The following is a 17,665-nucleotide window of genomic DNA, read 5'->3' on the forward strand; positions in this document are numbered from 1 at the left end:
CAATCCGTAGGGCGCATGCTGCAGCGCCCGCGGGATTACAGCGCGGCGATGGTCGCCTGCTGCTCTTGCAGTTTCACCTTGCCTTCTTTGCAGGCCGCCAGACGATCGCGCTCTTTGGCGACGACCGCTTCCGGCGCGCGTGAGACAAAGCCTTCGTTCGCCAGCTTGCCTTCAATCGCGGCAATCTCGCCGTCCAGCTTGGCCATCTCTTTCGTCAGGCGCGCGATTTCCGCGTCCTTGTCGATAAAGCCGGCCATCGGGATCAGCAGCTCGGCGCCGTCCACCAGTTTGGTGACGGAAACCGGGCCTTTCTCGCCGGCAGGCAGCAGCGCGATGGATTCCAGACGCGCCAGACGGGCGATAAAGTTCTGGTTGTCCTGCACGCGGCGCTGGGCATCGCCGTTGGCGTTGCGCAGCAGCACTTCCAGCGCTTTGCTTGGCGCGATGTTCATCTCGGCGCGGATATTACGCACCGCGATGATGGTCTGCTTGATCCACTCCAGGTCCGCCAGCGCCTGCTCATCTTCCAGCGCAGTGTCGTAGGCCGGGAACGGCTGCAGCATGATGGTATCGTCGCTGATGCCCTTCAGCAGCTTGACGCGCTGCCAGATGGTTTCGGTGATAAACGGAATGATCGGGTGCGCCAGGCGCAGCAGCGCTTCCAGCACGGTGATCAGCGTGTTGCGCGTACCGCGCTGTTCCGCCTCGCTGCCGTTGTTGATAACCGGCTTGGTCAGCTCCAGATACCAGTCGCAGAACTGGTTCCAGGTGAACTCGTACAGGATGCCGGCGGCGATGTCGAAACGGTAGCTGTCCAGCGCTTCGCGGTAGGCTTTCACCGTACGGTTGAATTCCGCCAGGATCCAGCGATCCGCCAGCGACAGCTGCATCTCGCCGCCGTTGAAGCCGCAGTCGTGCTCTTCGGTGTTCATCAGCACAAAGCGGCTGGCGTTCCACAGTTTGTTACAGAAGTTGCGGTAGCCTTCCAGACGCTTCATATCCCAGTTGATATCGCGGCCGGTGGAGGCCAGCGCCGCCAGCGTAAAGCGCAGGGCATCGGTGCCGTGCGGTTCAATGCCGTTCGGGAACTGCTTCTCGGTGCGCTTGCGGATTTTCTCCGCCAGCTGCGGCTGCATCATGTTGCCGGTGCGTTTTTCCAGCAGATCTTCCAGCGAAATGCCGTCGACCATATCCAGCGGGTCAATCACGTTGCCCTTGGACTTGGACATCTTCTGCCCTTCGTCGTCGCGGATCAGGCCGGTCATGTAGACGGTGTGGAACGGCACCTGCGGCTTGCCGTTTTCATCTTTGATAAAGTGCATGGTCAGCATGATCATGCGGGCGATCCAGAAGAAGATGATGTCGAAGCCGCTGACCATCACGCTGGTCGGATGGAAGGTTTTCAGCGCGTCGGTCTGCTCCGGCCAACCCAGGGTGGAGAAGGTCCACAGGCCGGAAGAGAACCAGGTGTCCAGCACGTCTTCGTCCTGGCTGAGCACCACGTCCGCCGCCAGGTTGTTGTCGCGGCGCACTTCTTCTTCATTACGGCCGACGTACACTTTGCCGTTGGCGTCGTACCAGGCCGGAATGCGGTGACCCCACCACAGCTGACGGGAGATGCACCAGTCCTGAATGTCGCGCATCCAGCTGAAGTACATGTTTTCGTACTGCTTCGGCACGAACTGGATATCGCCTTGTTCTACCGCTTCCACCGCCACTTTCGCCAGCGGCGCGGTGCGCACGTACCATTGGTCGGTCAGCATCGGCTCGATCACCACGCCGCCGCGGTCGCCGTAAGGCACCGTCAGGTCGTGCGGTTTGATCTCGTCCAGCAGGCCGAGTTCTTCAAAGGCGGCCACCACGGCTTTACGCGCGGCGAAACGCTCCAGGCCGCGGAACTGCGCCGGGATGTCGCTGCTGTACGCGTCGCTGGCTTCACCCAGCGTATCGAACACTTCCGCTTCCTGACGGATATCGCCGTCGAAAGTCAGAATGTTGATCATCGGCAGGCCGTGACGCTTGCCCACTTCATAGTCGTTGAAGTCGTGCGCCGGGGTGATTTTCACGCAGCCGGTGCCTTTTTCCATATCGGCGTGCTCATCGCCGACGATACGGATGCGGCGGCCCACCAGCGGCAGCACGATCTCTTTGCCGATCAGGTCTTTGTAACGCGGGTCTTCCGGGTTGACCGCCACGCCGGTGTCGCCCAGCACGGTTTCCGGGCGGGTGGTGGCGACGATCAGGTAGTCTTTACCTTCGGCGGTTTTCGCGCCGTCGGCCAGCGGGTAGCGCAGGTGCCACATGGAACCTTTGGATTCGCGGTTTTCCACTTCCAGATCGGAGATGGCGGTGCGCAGCTTCGGATCCCAGTTCACCAGGCGCTTGCCGCGGTAGATCAGGTCTTCATTGTACAGGCGGACAAACACTTCCTTCACCGCGTTGGACAGGCCGTCGTCCATGGTGAAGCGCTCGCGCTCCCAGTCTACCGAGTTGCCGAGGCGGCGCATCTGGCGGGTGATGGTGCCGCCGGATTCCGCCTTCCACTGCCAGATTTTGTCGATAAACGCGTCGCGGCCGTAATCGTGGCGGGTTTTGCCTTCTTCCGCGGCGATTTTGCGCTCCACCACCATCTGGGTGGCGATGCCGGCGTGGTCGGTGCCCGCCTGCCACAGGGTGTTTTTACCCTGCATGCGCTGGTAGCGGATCATGGTGTCCATGATGGTCTGCTGGAAAGCGTGACCCATGTGCAGGCTGCCGGTGACGTTCGGCGGCGGGATCATGATGCAGAAGCTTTCCTGGCTGGTATCGCCATTGGGCTTGAAGTAACCTTGGCTCTCCCAGTGATCGTACAGTTTCTGTTCGATCTGGGACGGGTTGTAGGCGGTATCGAGCTGACTGTTTGTCTTTTCCATTTTATTTCGTAATTCAGTGAGTTGGCGGCGTTGCCGTGGTCAATTGGAAGCCGACGCTGCGATAGGCTTTGTATCGGTCGCGCGCCAACTGTTTTAAGGTTTCTTCATAAGGGACAAAGTCTACCACTTCATGGAAAGCGGTGGCAAAGTCCGCAAACTGCGGCAGCAGGGCGATCAGCAGATCGCGCGGGGCGTTGCCGCGCTTGCCGGGCCAGCACAGCTCCACCGGCGCGCCGTAGTGCGGCCCTTCGCCTGCCAGGTTGTGCGGTACAAACTGGTGCGGATCGCGTTGCCACAGCGCTTCATCCAGCCGGATGGCCTGTTCCTGACTTTCACAGGCGATCAGCACCCGTTTGCCGGCGCGGAAGGCGTCGGCAGCCACGGTGCAGGCCACGGCCTCGTGTGCGCTGAGCGCGCCCGCCGGGTCTGCATTGTCGAGCAAGTAAAACGTCGCCTGTTTCATCTGGGTCCACCGCTGCCGATAAAAAAACAGGGCACAACATGTCGGTTGCGCCCTTTTAGGGAACGGAGCAGATAACTCTGCTCCTTCGCTGCTGAGAGGATTATATACCCAATAGATTTCAAGTTGCAGCCAGCAAGGCGGCTTGAAAGATGAAGGGTATTTAATCGTCGCCGTTTTGCCCGGCCCGGTTGAGCAGGAACTGCGACAGCAGTGCGACCGGACGGCCGGTCGCGCCTTTGGCCTTGCCGGAGCGCCAGGCGGTGCCGGCGATATCCAGGTGCGCCCAGCTGTACTTGCGGGTAAAGCGCGACAGGAAGCAGGCGGCGGTGATCGCCCCGCCCGGACGGCCGCCGATATTCGCCATATCGGCGAAGTTGGAGTCCATCTGCTCGTAGTATTCGTCGGCCATCGGCAGACGCCATGCGCGGTCGCCGGCCTGCTCGGAGGCGCCGATCAGTTCGTGCGCCAGCGGGTTGTGGTTCGACATCAGCCCGGTGATATGGTGGCCGAGCGCGATCACGCAGGCGCCGGTCAGGGTGGCGATATCAATCACCAGCTCCGGTTCGAAGCGCTCGACGTAGGTCAGGGTGTCGCACAGCACCAGACGGCCTTCGGCGTCGGTGTTCAGCACCTCCACCGTCTGGCCGGACATGGTGGTCAGCACGTCGCCCGGACGGTAGGCGCGCCCGCCCGGCATGTTTTCACAGCCGGCCAGCACGCCGATCACGTTCAGCGGCAGCTTCAGTTCCGCCACTACGCGCATCACGCCGTAGACCGTCGCTGCGCCGCACATGTCGTATTTCATCTCGTCCATGCCTTCGCCCGGCTTGAGCGAGATGCCGCCGGAGTCAAAGGTCAGGCCCTTGCCGACCAGCACGATAGGCTTGGCGTCCGGGTTAGGATTGCCTTTATATTCCATCACCGACATCAATGATTCGTTCTGCGAACCGGCGCCGACCGCCAGATAGGCGTTCATGCCCAGCTCCTTCATCTGCTGCTCGCCGATCACGCGGGTGGTGACATTGGTGCTGAAGGCGTCCGCCAGCTGGCGCGCCTGCGAGGCCAGATAGCCGGCGTTACAGATGTTCGGCGGCATATTGCCGAGATCTTTCGCCGCCTTGATGCCGGAGGAAATTGCCAGGCCGTGCTGGATGGCGCGCTCGCCGCTGGTCAGTTCACGGCGGGTCGGCACGTTGAACACCATTTTGCGCAGCGGACGGCGCGGCTCCACCTTGTTGCTTTTCAGCTGGTCGAAGGTGTACAGCGTCTCTTTGGCGGTCTCCACCGCCTGGCGCACCTTCCAGTAGGTGTTGCGGCCTTTGACGTGCAGCTCGGTCAGGAAGCAGACCGCTTCCATGGAGCCGGTGTCGTTAAGGGTATTGATGGTTTTCTGAATCACCTGCTTGTACTGGCGTTCATCCAGTTCGCGCTCTTTACCGCAGCCGATAAGCAGGATACGTTCGGAGAGGATGTTAGGCACGTGATGCAGCAGCAATGTCTGGCCGACCTTGCCTTCCAGTTCACCACGGCGCAACAGGGCGCTGATATAACCATCACTGATTTTGTCGAGTTGTTCTGCGATAGGCGACAGGCGGCGCGGTTCGAAAACGCCGACTACAATACAGGCACTGCGCTGTTTTTCCGGGCTACCGCTTTTTACACTGAACTCCATGCACTCTCCTGAATCTTAAAGACAAAGGCGGGAGGTACGGCTAGAATAACCAGCTCCGTAACGATCTCCCGCCGTTGAGTTAACTAAAGTATGTTAACCTGAACGGCGTAAATTGTTCTGTTTTGGCGACTATAGGTTTGTTCCTATAGGGCACCCAAACGGCTTGATGTTGTAATACTATTTTAGCTGTGAAGGTTGCCATATGATGAGAATAAATGGCGGATTAGCGAAGAAACTATCGATTTTCCTGCAAAAAGACAAGTTTTCACAGGCGTAATAAGCGTGATTATCATTAGATATCTGGTACGGGAAACGCTCAAGAGCCAAATCGCGATCCTGTTCATCCTGCTGCTGATCTTCTTTTGTCAGAACCTGGTCAGGGTGTTAGGGGACGCGGTGGACGGCGATGTCCCGACAAATTTAGTATTATCCCTGCTCGCACTGAGCGTGCCGAAAATGGCGCAGCTCATTCTACCGTTAAGCCTGTTTCTTGGCTTGCTGATGACGCTTGGACGGCTGTACACCGAAAGTGAAATTACGGTGATGCACGCCTGTGGCCTGGGCAAACGCACCCTGATTGTCGCCGCGATGGTGCTGGCGCTGTTCACCGCTCTCGCCGCCGCTGCCAACGTGTTCTGGATCGGCCCGTGGGCCTCCAGCCATCAGGATGAGGTGGTTGCCGAAGCCAAGGCCAACCCGAGCGTGGCCGGGCTGGCGGAAGGGCAGTTCAAGCCGTCGCAGGACGGCAATGCGGTGCTGTTTATCGGCAACGTCAAGGGCAACACCTTTAACGACGTGTTCCTGGCGCAGCTGCGGCCGAACGGCAACCAGCGCCCGTCGGTGGTGGTGGCGGAACATGGCAAGATCAACCAGTCGAAAGACGGTTCGCAGGTGGTGACGCTGGATAAAGGCACCCGCTTTGAGGGCACCGCGCTGCTGCGCGATTTCCGCATCACCGATTTCAGCGACTACAAGGCGGTGATTGGCCACCGCGCCGTCGTTGCGGACAATACCGAAGCCGAGCAGATGCCGATGAGCGCCCTGTGGCAGTCCGACGATCAGGACGCGCGCGCCGAGTTCCACTGGCGCCTGACGCTGGTGGTCTCCGTGGTGCTGATGGCGCTGCTGGTGGTGCCGCTCAGCGTGGTGAACCCGCGTCAGGGGCGTGTGCTGAGCATGCTGCCGGCTATCCTGCTGTATCTGATCTTCTTCCTGCTGCAGACCTCGCTGCGCTCCAACGCCGGTAAGGGAAAGCTGGACCCGATGCTGTGGATCTGGCTGGTGAACGCGGTGTATCTGGCGATCGCGCTGGCGCTCAACCTGTGGGATACCGTGCCGATGCGTAAGCTGCGCGGACGTCTGAGAGGAGCTGCCTGATGTTTGGCGTATTAGACCGCTATATCGGTAAAACCATCTTCAACACCATTATCATGACGCTGTTCATGCTGGTGTCGCTGTCCGGCATCATCAAGTTTGTCGACCAGCTGCGCAAGGTGGGGCAAGGGGAGTATTCGGCGCTGGGCGCGGGGGTGTATACCCTGCTGAGCGTGCCGAAGGATATTGAAACCTTCTTCCCGATGGCGGCGCTGCTGGGCGCGCTGCTGGGGCTGGGGCAGTTGGCGACGCGCAGTGAACTGGTGGTGATGCAGGCTTCCGGCTTTACGCGGCTGCAAATTGCCGGTTCGGTGATGAAAACCGCCATCCCGCTGATGCTGCTGACCATGGCGATCGGCGAATGGGTGGCGCCGCAGGGCGAGCAGATGGCGCGCAACTACCGCGCGCAGCAGATGTACGGCGGTTCGCTGCTGTCCACCAAGAGCGGCCTGTGGGCGAAAGACGGCAACGACTTTATCTATATCGAGCGGGTCTCCGGCAAGAACGAGCTGTCCGGCGTCAATATCTACCACTTTAACGACCAGCGCCGGCTGGAAACGGTGCGCTATGCCGCAACCGCCAGCTTTGAAGACGGCGTGTGGAAACTGTCGCAGGTGGATACATCGGATCTGACCAACGAGAAGCAGGTCACCGGCACCCAGATGCTGAACGGGGAGTGGAAGACCAACCTGACGCCGGATAAGCTGGGCGTGGTGGCGCTGGACCCGGATTCGCTCTCCATCAGCGGTCTGCACAACTATGCCAATTACCTGAAGCAGAGCGGCCAGGAAGCCAGCCGTTATCAGCTGAACATGTGGAGCAAAATTTTCTCGCCGCTGTCGGTGGCGGTGATGATGCTGATGGCGCTGTCGTTTATCTTCGGCCCGTTGCGCAGCGTGCCGATGGGGGTGCGCGTGGTGACCGGCATCAGCTGCGGCTTCCTGTTCTACGTGCTGGACCAGATCTTCGGCCCGCTCAGCCTGGTGTACAGCATGCCGCCGGTGCTGGGGGCGCTGTTGCCGAGCCTGCTGTTCCTGTCGGTCAGCGTGTATATGCTGCTCAAGCGCAAGTAACGCGCGTTTGATAGCAAAAAGGGTCGAAGCTTGCTTCGACCCTTTTTTGATCCCGGCGGCCGGAAGGCCGTTTTGTGGTGAGAAAACGCTACATCTGCGAGAAGGTGTTCATGATGATGCCGCCGCCGATGATCAGCGCCATAGCGAAGATGGCCGGCAGGTCGGGTTTTTGCTTATACAGCAGCATGGATACCGCGGTCACGCCGACGATGCCAAAGCCGCACCACAGCGAATAGGCCACCCCTACCGGCATATAGCCCATCGCCCGGGTCAGTGCGAAATAACACAGGCAGTACGCACAGATCACCAGCAGAGAGGGGCCGAATTTCTTAAAGCTGTTGGTTTTTTTAATCATCGAGGTGCCGGTGATTTCGGCGCCGATAGACAATGCCAGCCACAGAAAGCCAATATTAAACATGTGCCGCTCCCTTACTCTGACTCTGCCGAGCCCATTTTAGAAAACAGGTTCATAATCACGATGCCGCTGGCGATAATCGCCATGCTGATCATCGCCGGAATATCGGGATGCTGACCGTAAAACACCATGCCCAGCGTCGACACCAGCAAAATACCGGTGCCCGACCAGGTGGCGTAGGCCAGACCGACGGGGATGTACTTCACCGCGTTCGACAGGGCGTAATAACAGGCGCAATACAGCACGACGATAAGGCCCAGCAGCAGGGTTTTGGTGGTGCCCTCGCTGTTATCGAACATCTTTAACGTTGAGGTGGCTGAGGTCTCGGACGCTATCACCAACAACATCCAGAGCCAGGACTTCGCTTTCGATGACATACTCTGTTTCTCCTGATAAATGATAATTTCCATAACGTTGGGGGAATGTTTTTTTTGGTTATTGGCTTCCTCGTTGGTATTCCAGCGCCAGATCGGTCAGCCTGGCGCCCGGCGGGCAGCGGCCGTTGCGCTGTTTGAGTTCGCTGAGGGTGATATAGCCGCCGGTTTCAGCATCGGCGCCAGTAGCGGCCGCCGGCGGCGGCGCCGGTGACAGCATCTGCTCCAGGCTGCAGAACTGTATGCCGCGCTGCGCCAGCCGGGGCAGATTGTCCGCCAGCGAGTGCGCGTCTGCGCTGCGGCCAAGCCCTTTGAGCCGGTTTAATTCGCTGTGCGGATTGCAGTTGTAATCCAGCGCCAGCACCGGCGTGTTATGCAGCCGCGCCAGCTGAATGCAGCGAGCGGCTTCAGACTGAAACAGATCGTGGGCGACTTCCGCTGCGGTGGCGAAATCCAGGAAGGGCGCGATGACGCGATCGATGTTTTCCAGCGCGCCGACTTGCGCCATCTCCTCCAGGGTGACAACGTGGCCCAGCTGCCGCCAGGCGTCTGCCGGGTGAACGGCCTGCGCCCTGTCGGCAAACAGCACCTGCGGCGCGAAGTGACGACAGTGCTGCAAACGCGCCAGAATGATTTCGTGGTAGCCGTCTGCGGCGGTGAGCAGCAACAACAGCCGCGGCCGCATACGCATCAGTACGGCATTCACGATGCGGTCGAGAGTGTCGTCTTGCATCATCGCCCCCTCAGCCCGCCAGCGTGACGCTGTCGCCGGAGGCCAGTCCGGCGGCGTTGGCTTCATCGGTGTCAATGTGCAGTTCCAGCGCAAAGCTGTCTTTCACGCGCACCACCACCTGGTCGAAGACCAGCGCGCGCAGGCCTGCCGTTTTGACCCGCACCGCCTGACCGTTGCTCACTCCCAGCCGGGCGGCGTCCAGCGGTGACATATGGATATGCCGCTGGGCGCAAATCACCTGCGAACGCAGCGCGACATAGCCCGCCGGGCCGGCCAACATTGCGTCGCCGGAGGCCTGCAGCTGGCCGGACTCGCGCACCGGCGCTTTCACCCCGAGGGTAAAGCAGTCGGCCTTGGAGATTTCCAGCTGCGAAACGTCCCGCGCCGGCCCCAGCACCCGCACCTTGCCAATCGCGCCCTTCGGCCCGACGATGGTTACGCACTCTTTGGCGGCGAACTGTCCCGGCTGGCGCAGTTCCTTCAGCGGCGTCAGTTGGTAACCCGGGCCGAACAGCGCCTCGATATCCGGCTGCGACAGGTGGACATGGCGGTTGGAGACGCCAACCGGGATTGCCATCTCCGACGGCAGCGGCTGCGCCTGCGCCAGGTTGTGACGCACCTTTTCCAGTAACGATGCTTTAAACATAGGGTTGTTCCTGACTGTTAAGAGACGCTGTCGTTATTTCTGATCCTTTTTGCCGCCGGCCCGGTTTTCGGTGCGCGCGGGTTGTTTAGCCTCGGCGGTCGGTGGCGGGGCATCGTCCCGTTTGTCGGCCGGAGCGGCTGCGGCGGCTGCGCTCGGTGCGATGGCGGCATCGTCGTCTGATGGCGTCAGGGCGTTGCCCGCCAGACCATTCAGCAGTGCTACCACCTGTTCGCCCGGACGGGCGATAACCAGCCGGCCGCGGATAAACGTCGGCTGGCCGACGGCGGCGACGCCGCTGTCAACGGCGCTTTTCACCGCGCTGATCTCGCCGCCGAGGAATACGTTAACCAGACCGGCGCCGATCTTCTTGTAACCCAGCAGCGTGACCGAGGCGGATTTACAGGCCGCGTCGGCGGCCTGAATGGCGGCGGTGAGGCCGTAGGTTTCAATGACTCCCAGGCTTAACTTCATGTGATTCTCCTTAGTGCCTTACCAGTCTGATGTCGAAATCAAAGCGTTGGAAAAACGCCGCCAGTTGATCCAGCTCTTGCTCGCTGTAGCTGGGGTCGTGCTGAATGGGATAGATCATGTCGAGCCGGTCGTATTTGGTGTTGCCCAGCTGGTGGTAGGGCAGCACGTCGATGCGGCTGATATTGCCGTGCCGCGCCAGCGCGGTGACATAGTCAATCGCGCCGGTGATGGCGTCGTAGGAGTCGTTGTAACCGCGCACCAGCGGCATACGCACCACGATATGGGCGCCAAGCTCCACCAGGCGCTCCAGGTTGCGCTTCACGCCCTCATTGCCGACGCCGAACAGTTCGCGGTGGCGGTCGCTGTCGATATGCTTGATGTCGAACAGGAACATATCGGTGCAGGTCGCCAGCTTTTCGTAGTTGGCCAGCGGCGTGGTGCCGTTGGTCTCAATGGCGGTGTTGATCATCATTTTTTTGCATTCGGTCAGCAGCGCGACAGCAAAGTCCGCCTGCAGGCTCAGCTCGCCGCCGCCCAGCGTCACGCCGCCGCCGGAGGCGTAGTAAAAGTCGACGTCCTGCAGGATGATGTCCATCAGCTCCCGCACCGTGACGTCTTTGCCCATAATGTCCAGCGCGTCGCTGATGCACACCTCTTCACACTTGCGGCAGCCGATGCAGTCGATCTGACGGTCAACCCGGTGCTGCGGGTCGCCCTGCGGGTTTTTGATCATCGAATGGATGCCCACCGGGCAGACATCGACGCACTGACCGCAGTCCACGCACTTATCGCGGGAGTACATCACCTGAAACTGGCTGCTGAGCCCTTCAGGGTTGGCGCACCAGGCGCAGCGGATGTTGCAGCCTTTGAAAAAAATCAGGGTGCGGATACCGTCTCCGTCATAGATCGAGTATTTCTGGATGTTAAAGATGCGACCCTTTTGCTCCATGTTATCCATGGTTATCGTTACCTCATTAGTCGGGCGGTGGGATAACGCCTCCCTGCGTTATCCCCGGCGCAATATCAGAACTTCTCAATCACCGTACGGCTGATGATTTCGTCCTGAACCTCTTTGCACAGCTCCACGAAGTAGGCGCTGTATCCCGCAACCCGCACGATCAGGTCGCGGTATTTCTCCGGCTCCAACTGGGCTTTTTTCAGCACCTCGTTATCGACATAGCTGAACTGCATCTGGCCGTTGCCGAGAATCGAAGCGGTGCGCAGCAGGGTGATCAGCCCGCCCTTGCCTTCCGGCGTGTCCAGCAGCCCTTTGAGGAACTTGAAGTTGTGCACCATGCCGATGTTCATGGTCTCCACGTTCATTTTGCTGACGGACTTGATGATGGCGGTCGGCCCCTGTTTGTCCGCGCCCTGAGTCGGGCTGATGCCGTCGGACAGCGGCATCCAGGCCAGACGGCCGTTCGGCGTCGCCGCCGTCAGCTCGCCGATTGGCGTGTTGTTGGAGATGGACAGGGTGCCGTGGCTCAGGCGCGAGTAGAGCATCTTGTACTGACGGCATTCGCGCTCCGTCCACTCGGTGATATCGAGGGCGAACTGATCCACGCTGTCGTCGTCGTTGCCGTACTTCGGCGCGTTCAGACAGTCGCGGCGCAGCTGTTCGTAGCCTTCGAAGTTGGCCAGCAGCGCATCGCGGATCTGCTCCAGGGTGTATTTACGATCCTGATACACCAGCTTGCGGATGGCGGCCATCGAGTCGACATAGGTCGCGAGGCCAGAGAAGATCAGGCCGGGGCCGTGGTTGATCACCGCGCCGCCGGCGGCGACGTCGAGGCCTTTTTCCATACAGCCTTCCACCAGCAGCGACATCAGCGGTTTGGGCGCGACGTCGCGGTGCACTCGCTGGCTGATTACGGTGCCGATGGCGGAGAGTTTGACGATATGCGCCACCTGCTCCTTCACCGCCCGGTCAAAGTCCTCATAGGTTTTCAGCGTGTGCAGCTCGCCGGTATCCAGGCCCTGATAGCTGTCGAACAGCACCATGCGGCCGCGGTTGAGCACAAATTCGATGGCGATCGGCCACTGGGTGTAGCCGGTGGAGGTCCACTGGTAGATGCGGCCCGATTTTTGCGGCTCCACGCAGCCCATCAGGCAGTAGTCGCGCGCGTCTTCAAAGTCGAACCCTTTACGCAGCATCATCTTGATGTGGGAATCATCGAAGTGACAGGCCGGGAAGCCCATGCCGGCTTTCACCACCTCGACGATTTTTTCCATATACTGCTGCGGCGACTGGTTGTGAATGCGGCAGGCCAGCGACGGCTGGTACACTTTGACAAAGCGCACCGCATCCATAATCAGATAGGTCAGTTCGTTACAGGCGTCGCCGCCGCTGCGCTTCTGGCCGCCCACGGTCAGGTTGATAAACGGCTGATAGCCGGCGAAGTACTTGGCGCCCTGTTCGCTGGACATCCACATCAGCTCGGCGCACTTGATGATAAACGCCTGCATCATCTCCAACGCCTGTTCCTGCGTCAGGCGGCCGGAGGCGATATCCGCCTGGTACATCGGGTAGCAGTACTGATCCAGACGCCCCAGCGACAGGCCGGTCTGGTTCTCTTCCACTTCAAACAGCGACTCCACCGTCCAGATGCTCTGCAGCGCTTCCTGCAGGGTCTGCGGCGGGTTAGCCGGCACGTTGTCGTTGGTTTCCGCAATGGTCAGCAGCTCGGCGCGCCGCGCCGGATCGTGCTCCTGCGACGCCAGCTCGCGCGCCTTGTCGGCGAGGCGTCTGGCATAGTTCATCACGCCGTCGCAGGTTTCGATCGCTGCCTTGTAGAAGTAGATCTTGTCGATATCTTCCGGGTTTTCCATGCTCAGCGCGTTGAGGCGCTGCTGGGCGTCGGCCTTGATGCCGTTCATGCCCTTGGTGAACAGCAGGATGTCGTAGCCGGGGCAGGTGTCGCCGCCGCCGTTGATCTGGTGGTAGGAGAGATCGCTGACGAAGGTCTCGCCGCTGAACGACCAGACGCCGGCCTCGCGGTACTGCGCTTCGCAGATCTCATCCAGCGAGCGGCCTTCCCAGAACGGTACGATCTGTTCGCGGATGATCTGTTTGTCTTCTTCGGCGATCTCGAACGGATCCTGCGGGCGGGTGCTCATGGTATCCAGTTCGTCCTTCACCCAGCGCCAGGCGATATCTGGCGAGAAGGCGCCGGCGCGCGGTTTGCCGCACGGGTGGCCGACGATCAGTTCGTCCGGCTGGATCAGGATCGGCGCGCTTTCACAGGCGGCGCGGAACGACTTGGCGCGCAGCAGAATGGTCGGCAGGCCCGGGTTGTTTTTCGCCACCTCGGTAAAGGCCAGGGCGCGGAAGATGGAGACGCTCGGGCGGGCGTCCAGGTAATTGTCGCGCAGGCGCTGCAGACGCGGCGTCAGGCCCGGCATCAGTTGAGCGGCGCTTGGTGCCGGCTGCGCGCCGGCGGCGGCATGGTGCTGAATAGGGGAGGCGGACCGGCTGCCAAACAGCCGGACGCGCAGCGCCGGGTTGACGCTTTCCAGGTTGCGGCGTGCGGCCAGCAGCATGGCGGACAGTTCGTTAATGACCAGCGCCGGGTCGTCGATGCTTACGCCGCGCAGCATGGCGTCGAACATCGGGTAGCCGTCCTGCTCGCAAGGGGCGCGCACTTCTGACAGCTCGCACAGTTTTAACCACAGGCACTCGACGATCTCATAGGCCTGCGCCGGCGTCAGGATGCCCTGAGCGATATCGTGCTGGTAGAAGCCGTACAGCAGCTTGTCGAAACCGCCCGGGCTGACCGCGTAGCTGCCGTTTTCCAGGTGCAGCGCCAGCTGGAACAGGTAGAACGCCTGGCACGCCTCTTTAAAGCTGCCTGCGCCCTGCGCCGGCACTTTTCTCAGAATGGCGGCCGCCTCGCGCAGCTCGGCCTGGCGGTAAGGGTGGTTTTCCACCGCGGCCAGATTTTCCGCTTTGTCAGCCAGCTTCTGCGCCAGATGAACGACGGCGTTGCAGGCGTAAATTATCGCGCGGCACTGGTTGGCTTCATCCAGTGCGCCGCGGCTGACCGCGCTGCCGATACTTCTGGCGCGGTCTTCCATTTCGGCGCCGATGGCGCTCAGGCCTTTGGTTATCACCGCCAGATAGTCAGGTGAGGACTGGCCCGGTGCGGTAAAGGCGGAAGGGGTGCGCAGCTCGCTTTCGCTGTGGAAAATGGCGGCGCGCGGGGCGGAGGACTGGCTGCCGATAATCAGCTCATCCGGGCCGATATAGCCGGGCAGTTTTTTCACCAGCTCATTGAAGCGCCGGGCATGGCGAACCTGAGCCGGCTGGCCGGCCACGTCGTCATGCAGCGTTTCCAGCAGGCTGGCGCGCTCGGTGCTGATGGTGCTGTTCTGGGATAAAAAGCGTTCCGCCAGCTGCTGTACGCGCGGCGTCAGTGCATAGTGTGCCATGTTCAATATCTCCTGATTCCTTCGCCTTGCACGTTGTCGCGCAAAGTCCGTAAGCTTGATGATGGGTCGTTGCCGGCGGCACCGTGGTAAGCGCGGCGCAGCATGCTTTCGAGGTCGGCGAGGCTGACCTCACGCGGGTTGGTTGGTGTGCAGCCGTCATGCAGCGCCTGATGCGCCATTTCGTTCAGGCAGACCTGGAAGCGGTGCTCGTCCAGCCCGGCAGCGTGCAGGCTGGCCGGCATGTTCATTTCCTGTTTCAGCGTGGCGATTGCCACCAGCAGGCTGTTAACCCCTTCGCGCGCGCTGGCGGCCGGCAGCGCCAGCAGGCGCGCCAGTGCGGCATATTTATGGGCGGCGGGGGTGGCGCACTCGCCGTCCAGATCGGCGTTAAAAGCGATGGCCTCATGCATCAGCAGCGCATTGGCCCGCCCGTGCGGTACGCCGAACATGCCGCCGAGGGCGTGCGCCATGCTGTGGGTGACCCCGAGCGAGGCGTTGGTGAACGCCATACCGGCCATGCAGGAGGCGTTATGCATTTTCTCGCGCGCCAGCATATCGCTGCCCTGTTGGTAGCAGGGCAGCAGATGGTGGAATACCAGCTGCACCACCTTTTCCGCCAACGCGTCGCTGAAATCGCTGGCGCGCCGTGAGACATAGGCTTCCAGCGCATGGCACAGCACGTCCATGCCGGTGTCAGCGGTAATCACCGGCGGCACCGACGCCACCAGCTGCGGGTCAAGAATGGCGACGTCGGGCAGCATAAACTCATCCACCAGCACCAGCTTTTCACTGCGCGCTTTGATGACGGAAAAGCTGGTGACCTCAGAGCCGGTGCCGCTGGTGGTGGGAATCGCGACGAAGCAGGGGCGTGGACGCCGGCGCTCCTGGCGACAGTGCCACAGCGTGTACATCACCGCTTTGGCCGCATCGATCACCGAGCCGCCGCCCAGAGCGATAATCAGCTCGGGGTAGTCGTCGTCCATCATCTTCATCCCGCTGACGATGGCGGCGATATCCGGATCGGAGGCGACGCTGTCATACTGGCGGCAGCGCACCTGCTGCTGTTGGAGCAGACGCGTCACCTGCTCCGCCATCCCCAGTTTCACCATCGCCTGATCCGTCACCAAAAACGCCGAACGGCCGGGCAGATCCCGCAGCGCGTTCAGTGCGTCCGCACCGAAATGGATTTTTGGCTTAATCAGAAATTCATTCATGCCTGCTTCCTCTTAACGCTCCCGGTGAACCTTCTCGACAATGGCGACGATCGACATGGCCTTGTAGCGCTCTTTGTTCAGCGCGAAATACTCCTCCACCAGCACCAGGTCATCCTCCCCGGCGCCGACGCTGTCGACCGCCACATAGGTCCGGTCTTTGATGGCCTGCAGGTCATCCCCCAGCGCCGTCACCAGCAGCAGGTTGCTGCCGCGCAGTTCGTCGCTTTTCTGTGTGGCCACCACGTGTCCGGTTACCCTTGCGAGAATCATTGCTTATCACCTCTTATTGCCGTGTTACCGGGACATACGGCCAAGCACCGCTTTGATAATGTGCTCGACGTTTTCTTCGTTGATGTCGTTGGCCGCCTGCGCCGCCGACGGGCTTACCGCGCCGAAACGGTCGTCTGCCTGAGCGCACGGCGGCTGCGCGGCGGCCTGCGGCCCCTGTTGGAAGCGTGAGTCAGCGAAAATACTGGTGTTGTGGTCCGGTTGGCTGCTGCTCTGCCGGGCGGGCTGACGCAGATCGTCGATGCTGCGCACGCCGTAGCCGACCTTGCGGATATTGATCAGATTCAGCGGCCCGACGTTATCGGAGGTGGAACCGCCGCCGACGGCGCCGCAGCCGAGGGTCAGCGCCGGTATCAGGTTGGTGGTGGCGCCGATGCCGCCCAGCGCGGCGGGGGTGTTGATCAGAATGCGGTGCACCGGTTTTTGCAGCGCAAACTCGCGGATTACCTGCTGGTTCTGCGTGTGGATCACCAGCGTATGTCCCAGGCCTTCGTTGGTGAGCAGCTCGACCACGCGGTCGCAGGCGTGCATCCAGTCTTCTTCGATATACAGCCCCAGTACCGGACAGAGCTTTTCACGGGCGTACGGGTTGCTGCGCGACACGCTGTCCTGCAGGGCGATCAGCACCCGGGTGTTCGGCGGTACGTTGAAGCCGGCGCGCTCGCTGAGGTAGATCGCGGTTTTGCCGACGATTTCCGGGTTGATCATGCCGTTCGGCCGCAGCAGAATATTGGCTAGGCGGCGGGCTTCGTCGTCATTCAGGAAGTACGCGCCCTGCGCCAGCAATTCGCGGTGCACATCCTGATAGATGCATTTCTCCACGATGATCGACTGCTCAGAGGCGCAGATCACGCCGTTATCGAAGGTCTTGCTGGTGATGATGTCGCCGACCGCCTGTTTGACATCGGCGCTGCGCTCGATAAACGCCGGGCCGTTGCCCGGGCCGCCGCTGATGGTCGGCGTGCCGGAACTGTAGGCGGCGCGCACCATGCCTTCGCCGCCGGTCGCCAGGATCAGCGCCACGTCTTTGCTGTGCATCAGGGTTTTGGTCGCATCCAGCGTCAGCTGGGTCAGGCCGTCGACGATGCCGGCCGGCGCACCGGCCTGCAGGGCGGCATGTTTGACGACTTCAATCGCCCGCTGGCTGCACTGGCGGGCGTTCGGGTGCGGGGAGAAGATAATCGCGTTGCCGGCCTTCAGGGCAATCAGCGTTTTGTAGAAAATGGTCGAGGTCGGGTTGGTGGAAGGCACCAGCGCCGTGATGACCCCCAGCGGTACGCCGACGTCCATCACCTTGGTTTCCCGATCGTCGCGCAGAATACCGACGGTTTTGATTGTTTTAATATGCGAATAGACGTGCTCGGAGGCGAAGATATTTTTTAATACTTTATCCTGCCAATTACCGAAGCCGGTTTCTTCATGCGCCAGCTTAGCTAACTCTTCCGCGTGCTGAGCGGCATATTGCGCAATCTGTTTAATAATTTCGTCGATCTTTTCCTGTGAATAACCGGCGAATATTTTTTGCGCCTGTTTGGCGTTATTAATTAAATTTCTCGCCTGCTGAATAGATTGTAAATCCGGATCTAATGTCGTCATTAGTCT

At 60.8% G+C, this 17,665-nt stretch carries 14 protein-coding genes and 2 pseudogenes; 2 read left to right on the plus strand and 14 right to left on the minus strand.

What is annotated here, in order from left to right:
• Positions 1-35 precede the first annotated feature (35 nt).
• From TAN611_RS02605 to pepA, 3 genes are all read right to left on the minus strand, one after another.
• Positions 36-2,912: a valine--tRNA ligase gene (locus tag TAN611_RS02605; RefSeq protein ID WP_105229578.1), complete on the minus strand. Its 2,877-nt coding sequence runs from the start codon at positions 2,910-2,912 to the stop codon at positions 36-38.
• A 13-nt stretch (positions 2,913-2,925) separates the two neighbouring features.
• On the minus strand, positions 2,926-3,375 hold the full coding sequence (locus tag TAN611_RS02610; protein WP_105229579.1) for a DNA polymerase III subunit chi: 450 nt from the start codon (positions 3,373-3,375) through the stop codon (positions 2,926-2,928).
• A gap of 160 nt (positions 3,376-3,535) precedes the next feature.
• Positions 3,536-5,047 (minus strand): leucyl aminopeptidase, encoded by a 1,512-nt coding sequence (gene pepA, locus TAN611_RS02615; protein ID WP_105229580.1) that lies wholly within the window; start codon positions 5,045-5,047, stop codon positions 3,536-3,538.
• Between the two features lie 282 nt (positions 5,048-5,329).
• Between pepA and lptF the strand changes: the two genes are divergently transcribed.
• Both lptF and lptG read left to right on the plus strand, forming a co-directional pair.
• Complete coding sequence (gene lptF, locus TAN611_RS02620) at positions 5,330-6,424, plus strand: LPS export ABC transporter permease LptF (protein ID WP_105229581.1); 1,095 nt, start codon at positions 5,330-5,332, stop codon at positions 6,422-6,424.
• Positions 6,424-7,494 (plus strand): LPS export ABC transporter permease LptG, encoded by a 1,071-nt coding sequence (gene lptG, locus TAN611_RS02625; RefSeq protein ID WP_105229582.1) that lies wholly within the window; start codon positions 6,424-6,426, stop codon positions 7,492-7,494. The genes lptF and lptG overlap by 1 nt, the downstream gene beginning before the upstream one ends.
• An 88-nt stretch (positions 7,495-7,582) precedes the next feature.
• On the opposite strand, the gene TAN611_RS02630 is transcribed toward lptG, so the two are convergent.
• The 11 genes and pseudogenes from TAN611_RS02630 to TAN611_RS02675 form a co-directional block, all read right to left on the minus strand.
• Entirely contained in the window at positions 7,583-7,912 is a 330-nt protein-coding gene (locus tag TAN611_RS02630) for a multidrug efflux SMR transporter (RefSeq protein WP_015670686.1), read from the minus strand.
• Between the two features lie 11 nt (positions 7,913-7,923).
• The gene (locus tag TAN611_RS02635) at positions 7,924-8,286 is read right to left on the minus strand and encodes a multidrug efflux SMR transporter (protein ID WP_105233196.1); all 363 of its coding nucleotides are present in this window, start codon (positions 8,284-8,286) and stop codon (positions 7,924-7,926) included.
• A gap of 58 nt (positions 8,287-8,344) precedes the next feature.
• A complete protein-coding gene (locus TAN611_RS02640) occupies positions 8,345-9,016 on the minus strand; it encodes a hypothetical protein (protein ID WP_203067230.1) in 672 nt (223 codons plus the stop codon).
• A 10-nt stretch (positions 9,017-9,026) separates the two neighbouring features.
• The gene (locus tag TAN611_RS02645) at positions 9,027-9,662 is read right to left on the minus strand and encodes a phosphate propanoyltransferase (protein WP_370576238.1); all 636 of its coding nucleotides are present in this window, start codon (positions 9,660-9,662) and stop codon (positions 9,027-9,029) included.
• Between the two features lie 33 nt (positions 9,663-9,695).
• A complete protein-coding gene (locus TAN611_RS02650; RefSeq protein ID WP_203067231.1) occupies positions 9,696-10,133 on the minus strand; it encodes a BMC domain-containing protein in 438 nt (145 codons plus the stop codon).
• Positions 10,134-10,143: 10 nt separating this feature from the next.
• Positions 10,144-11,091, minus strand: a complete 948-nt coding sequence (gene cutD / locus TAN611_RS02655) for a choline TMA-lyase-activating enzyme (RefSeq protein WP_105229585.1) — start codon at positions 11,089-11,091, stop codon at positions 10,144-10,146.
• A 65-nt stretch (positions 11,092-11,156) separates the two neighbouring features.
• A pseudogene (cutC, locus tag TAN611_RS02660) lies at positions 11,157-13,535 on the minus strand (choline trimethylamine-lyase); the annotation flags it as partial.
• A gap of 72 nt (positions 13,536-13,607) precedes the next feature.
• Positions 13,608-14,561: pseudogene (locus tag TAN611_RS23655) on the minus strand (pyruvate formate lyase family protein); the annotation flags it as partial.
• A gap of 2 nt (positions 14,562-14,563) precedes the next feature.
• Positions 14,564-15,775, minus strand: a complete 1,212-nt coding sequence (locus tag TAN611_RS02665; RefSeq protein WP_111737824.1) for a 1-propanol dehydrogenase PduQ — start codon at positions 15,773-15,775, stop codon at positions 14,564-14,566.
• A 12-nt stretch (positions 15,776-15,787) separates the two neighbouring features.
• The gene (locus tag TAN611_RS02670; protein WP_105229588.1) at positions 15,788-16,045 is read right to left on the minus strand and encodes a EutN/CcmL family microcompartment protein; all 258 of its coding nucleotides are present in this window, start codon (positions 16,043-16,045) and stop codon (positions 15,788-15,790) included.
• Positions 16,046-16,069: 24 nt separating this feature from the next.
• Positions 16,070-17,659 (minus strand): acetaldehyde dehydrogenase (acetylating), encoded by a 1,590-nt coding sequence (locus TAN611_RS02675; RefSeq protein ID WP_203067233.1) that lies wholly within the window; start codon positions 17,657-17,659, stop codon positions 16,070-16,072.
• Positions 17,660-17,665: the final 6 nt, after the last annotated feature.

The organism is Serratia sp. Tan611 (assembly GCF_905188235.1).
In the GTDB taxonomy this organism is placed as follows: domain Bacteria; phylum Pseudomonadota; class Gammaproteobacteria; order Enterobacterales; family Enterobacteriaceae; genus Serratia_B; species Serratia_B rhizosphaerae.

What these genes read in the sequence shown, in the direction of transcription:
- TAN611_RS02670 (WP_105229588.1), bottom strand. Translation starts at nt 16,045, where the DNA reads ATGATTCTCGCAAGGGTAACCGGACACGTGGTGGCCACACAGAAAAGC.
- TAN611_RS02650 (WP_203067231.1), bottom strand. Translation starts at nt 10,133, where the DNA reads ATGAAGTTAAGCCTGGGAGTCATTGAAACCTACGGCCTCACCGCCGCC.
- TAN611_RS02610 (WP_105229579.1), bottom strand. Translation starts at nt 3,375, where the DNA reads ATGAAACAGGCGACGTTTTACTTGCTCGACAATGCAGACCCGGCGGGC.
- pepA (WP_105229580.1), bottom strand. Translation starts at nt 5,047, where the DNA reads ATGGAGTTCAGTGTAAAAAGCGGTAGCCCGGAAAAACAGCGCAGTGCC.
- TAN611_RS02635 (WP_105233196.1), bottom strand. Translation starts at nt 8,286, where the DNA reads ATGTCATCGAAAGCGAAGTCCTGGCTCTGGATGTTGTTGGTGATAGCG.
- lptG (WP_105229582.1), top strand. Translation starts at nt 6,424, where the DNA reads ATGTTTGGCGTATTAGACCGCTATATCGGTAAAACCATCTTCAACACC.
- TAN611_RS02630 (WP_015670686.1), bottom strand. Translation starts at nt 7,912, where the DNA reads ATGTTTAATATTGGCTTTCTGTGGCTGGCATTGTCTATCGGCGCCGAA.
- TAN611_RS02675 (WP_203067233.1), bottom strand. Translation starts at nt 17,659, where the DNA reads ATGACGACATTAGATCCGGATTTACAATCTATTCAGCAGGCGAGAAAT.
- TAN611_RS02605 (WP_105229578.1), bottom strand. Translation starts at nt 2,912, where the DNA reads ATGGAAAAGACAAACAGTCAGCTCGATACCGCCTACAACCCGTCCCAG.
- TAN611_RS02645 (WP_370576238.1), bottom strand. Translation starts at nt 9,662, where the DNA reads ATGTTTAAAGCATCGTTACTGGAAAAGGTGCGTCACAACCTGGCGCAG.
- cutD (WP_105229585.1), bottom strand. Translation starts at nt 11,091, where the DNA reads ATGGATAACATGGAGCAAAAGGGTCGCATCTTTAACATCCAGAAATAC.
- TAN611_RS02640 (WP_203067230.1), bottom strand. Translation starts at nt 9,016, where the DNA reads ATGCAAGACGACACTCTCGACCGCATCGTGAATGCCGTACTGATGCGT.
- TAN611_RS02665 (WP_111737824.1), bottom strand. Translation starts at nt 15,775, where the DNA reads ATGAATGAATTTCTGATTAAGCCAAAAATCCATTTCGGTGCGGACGCA.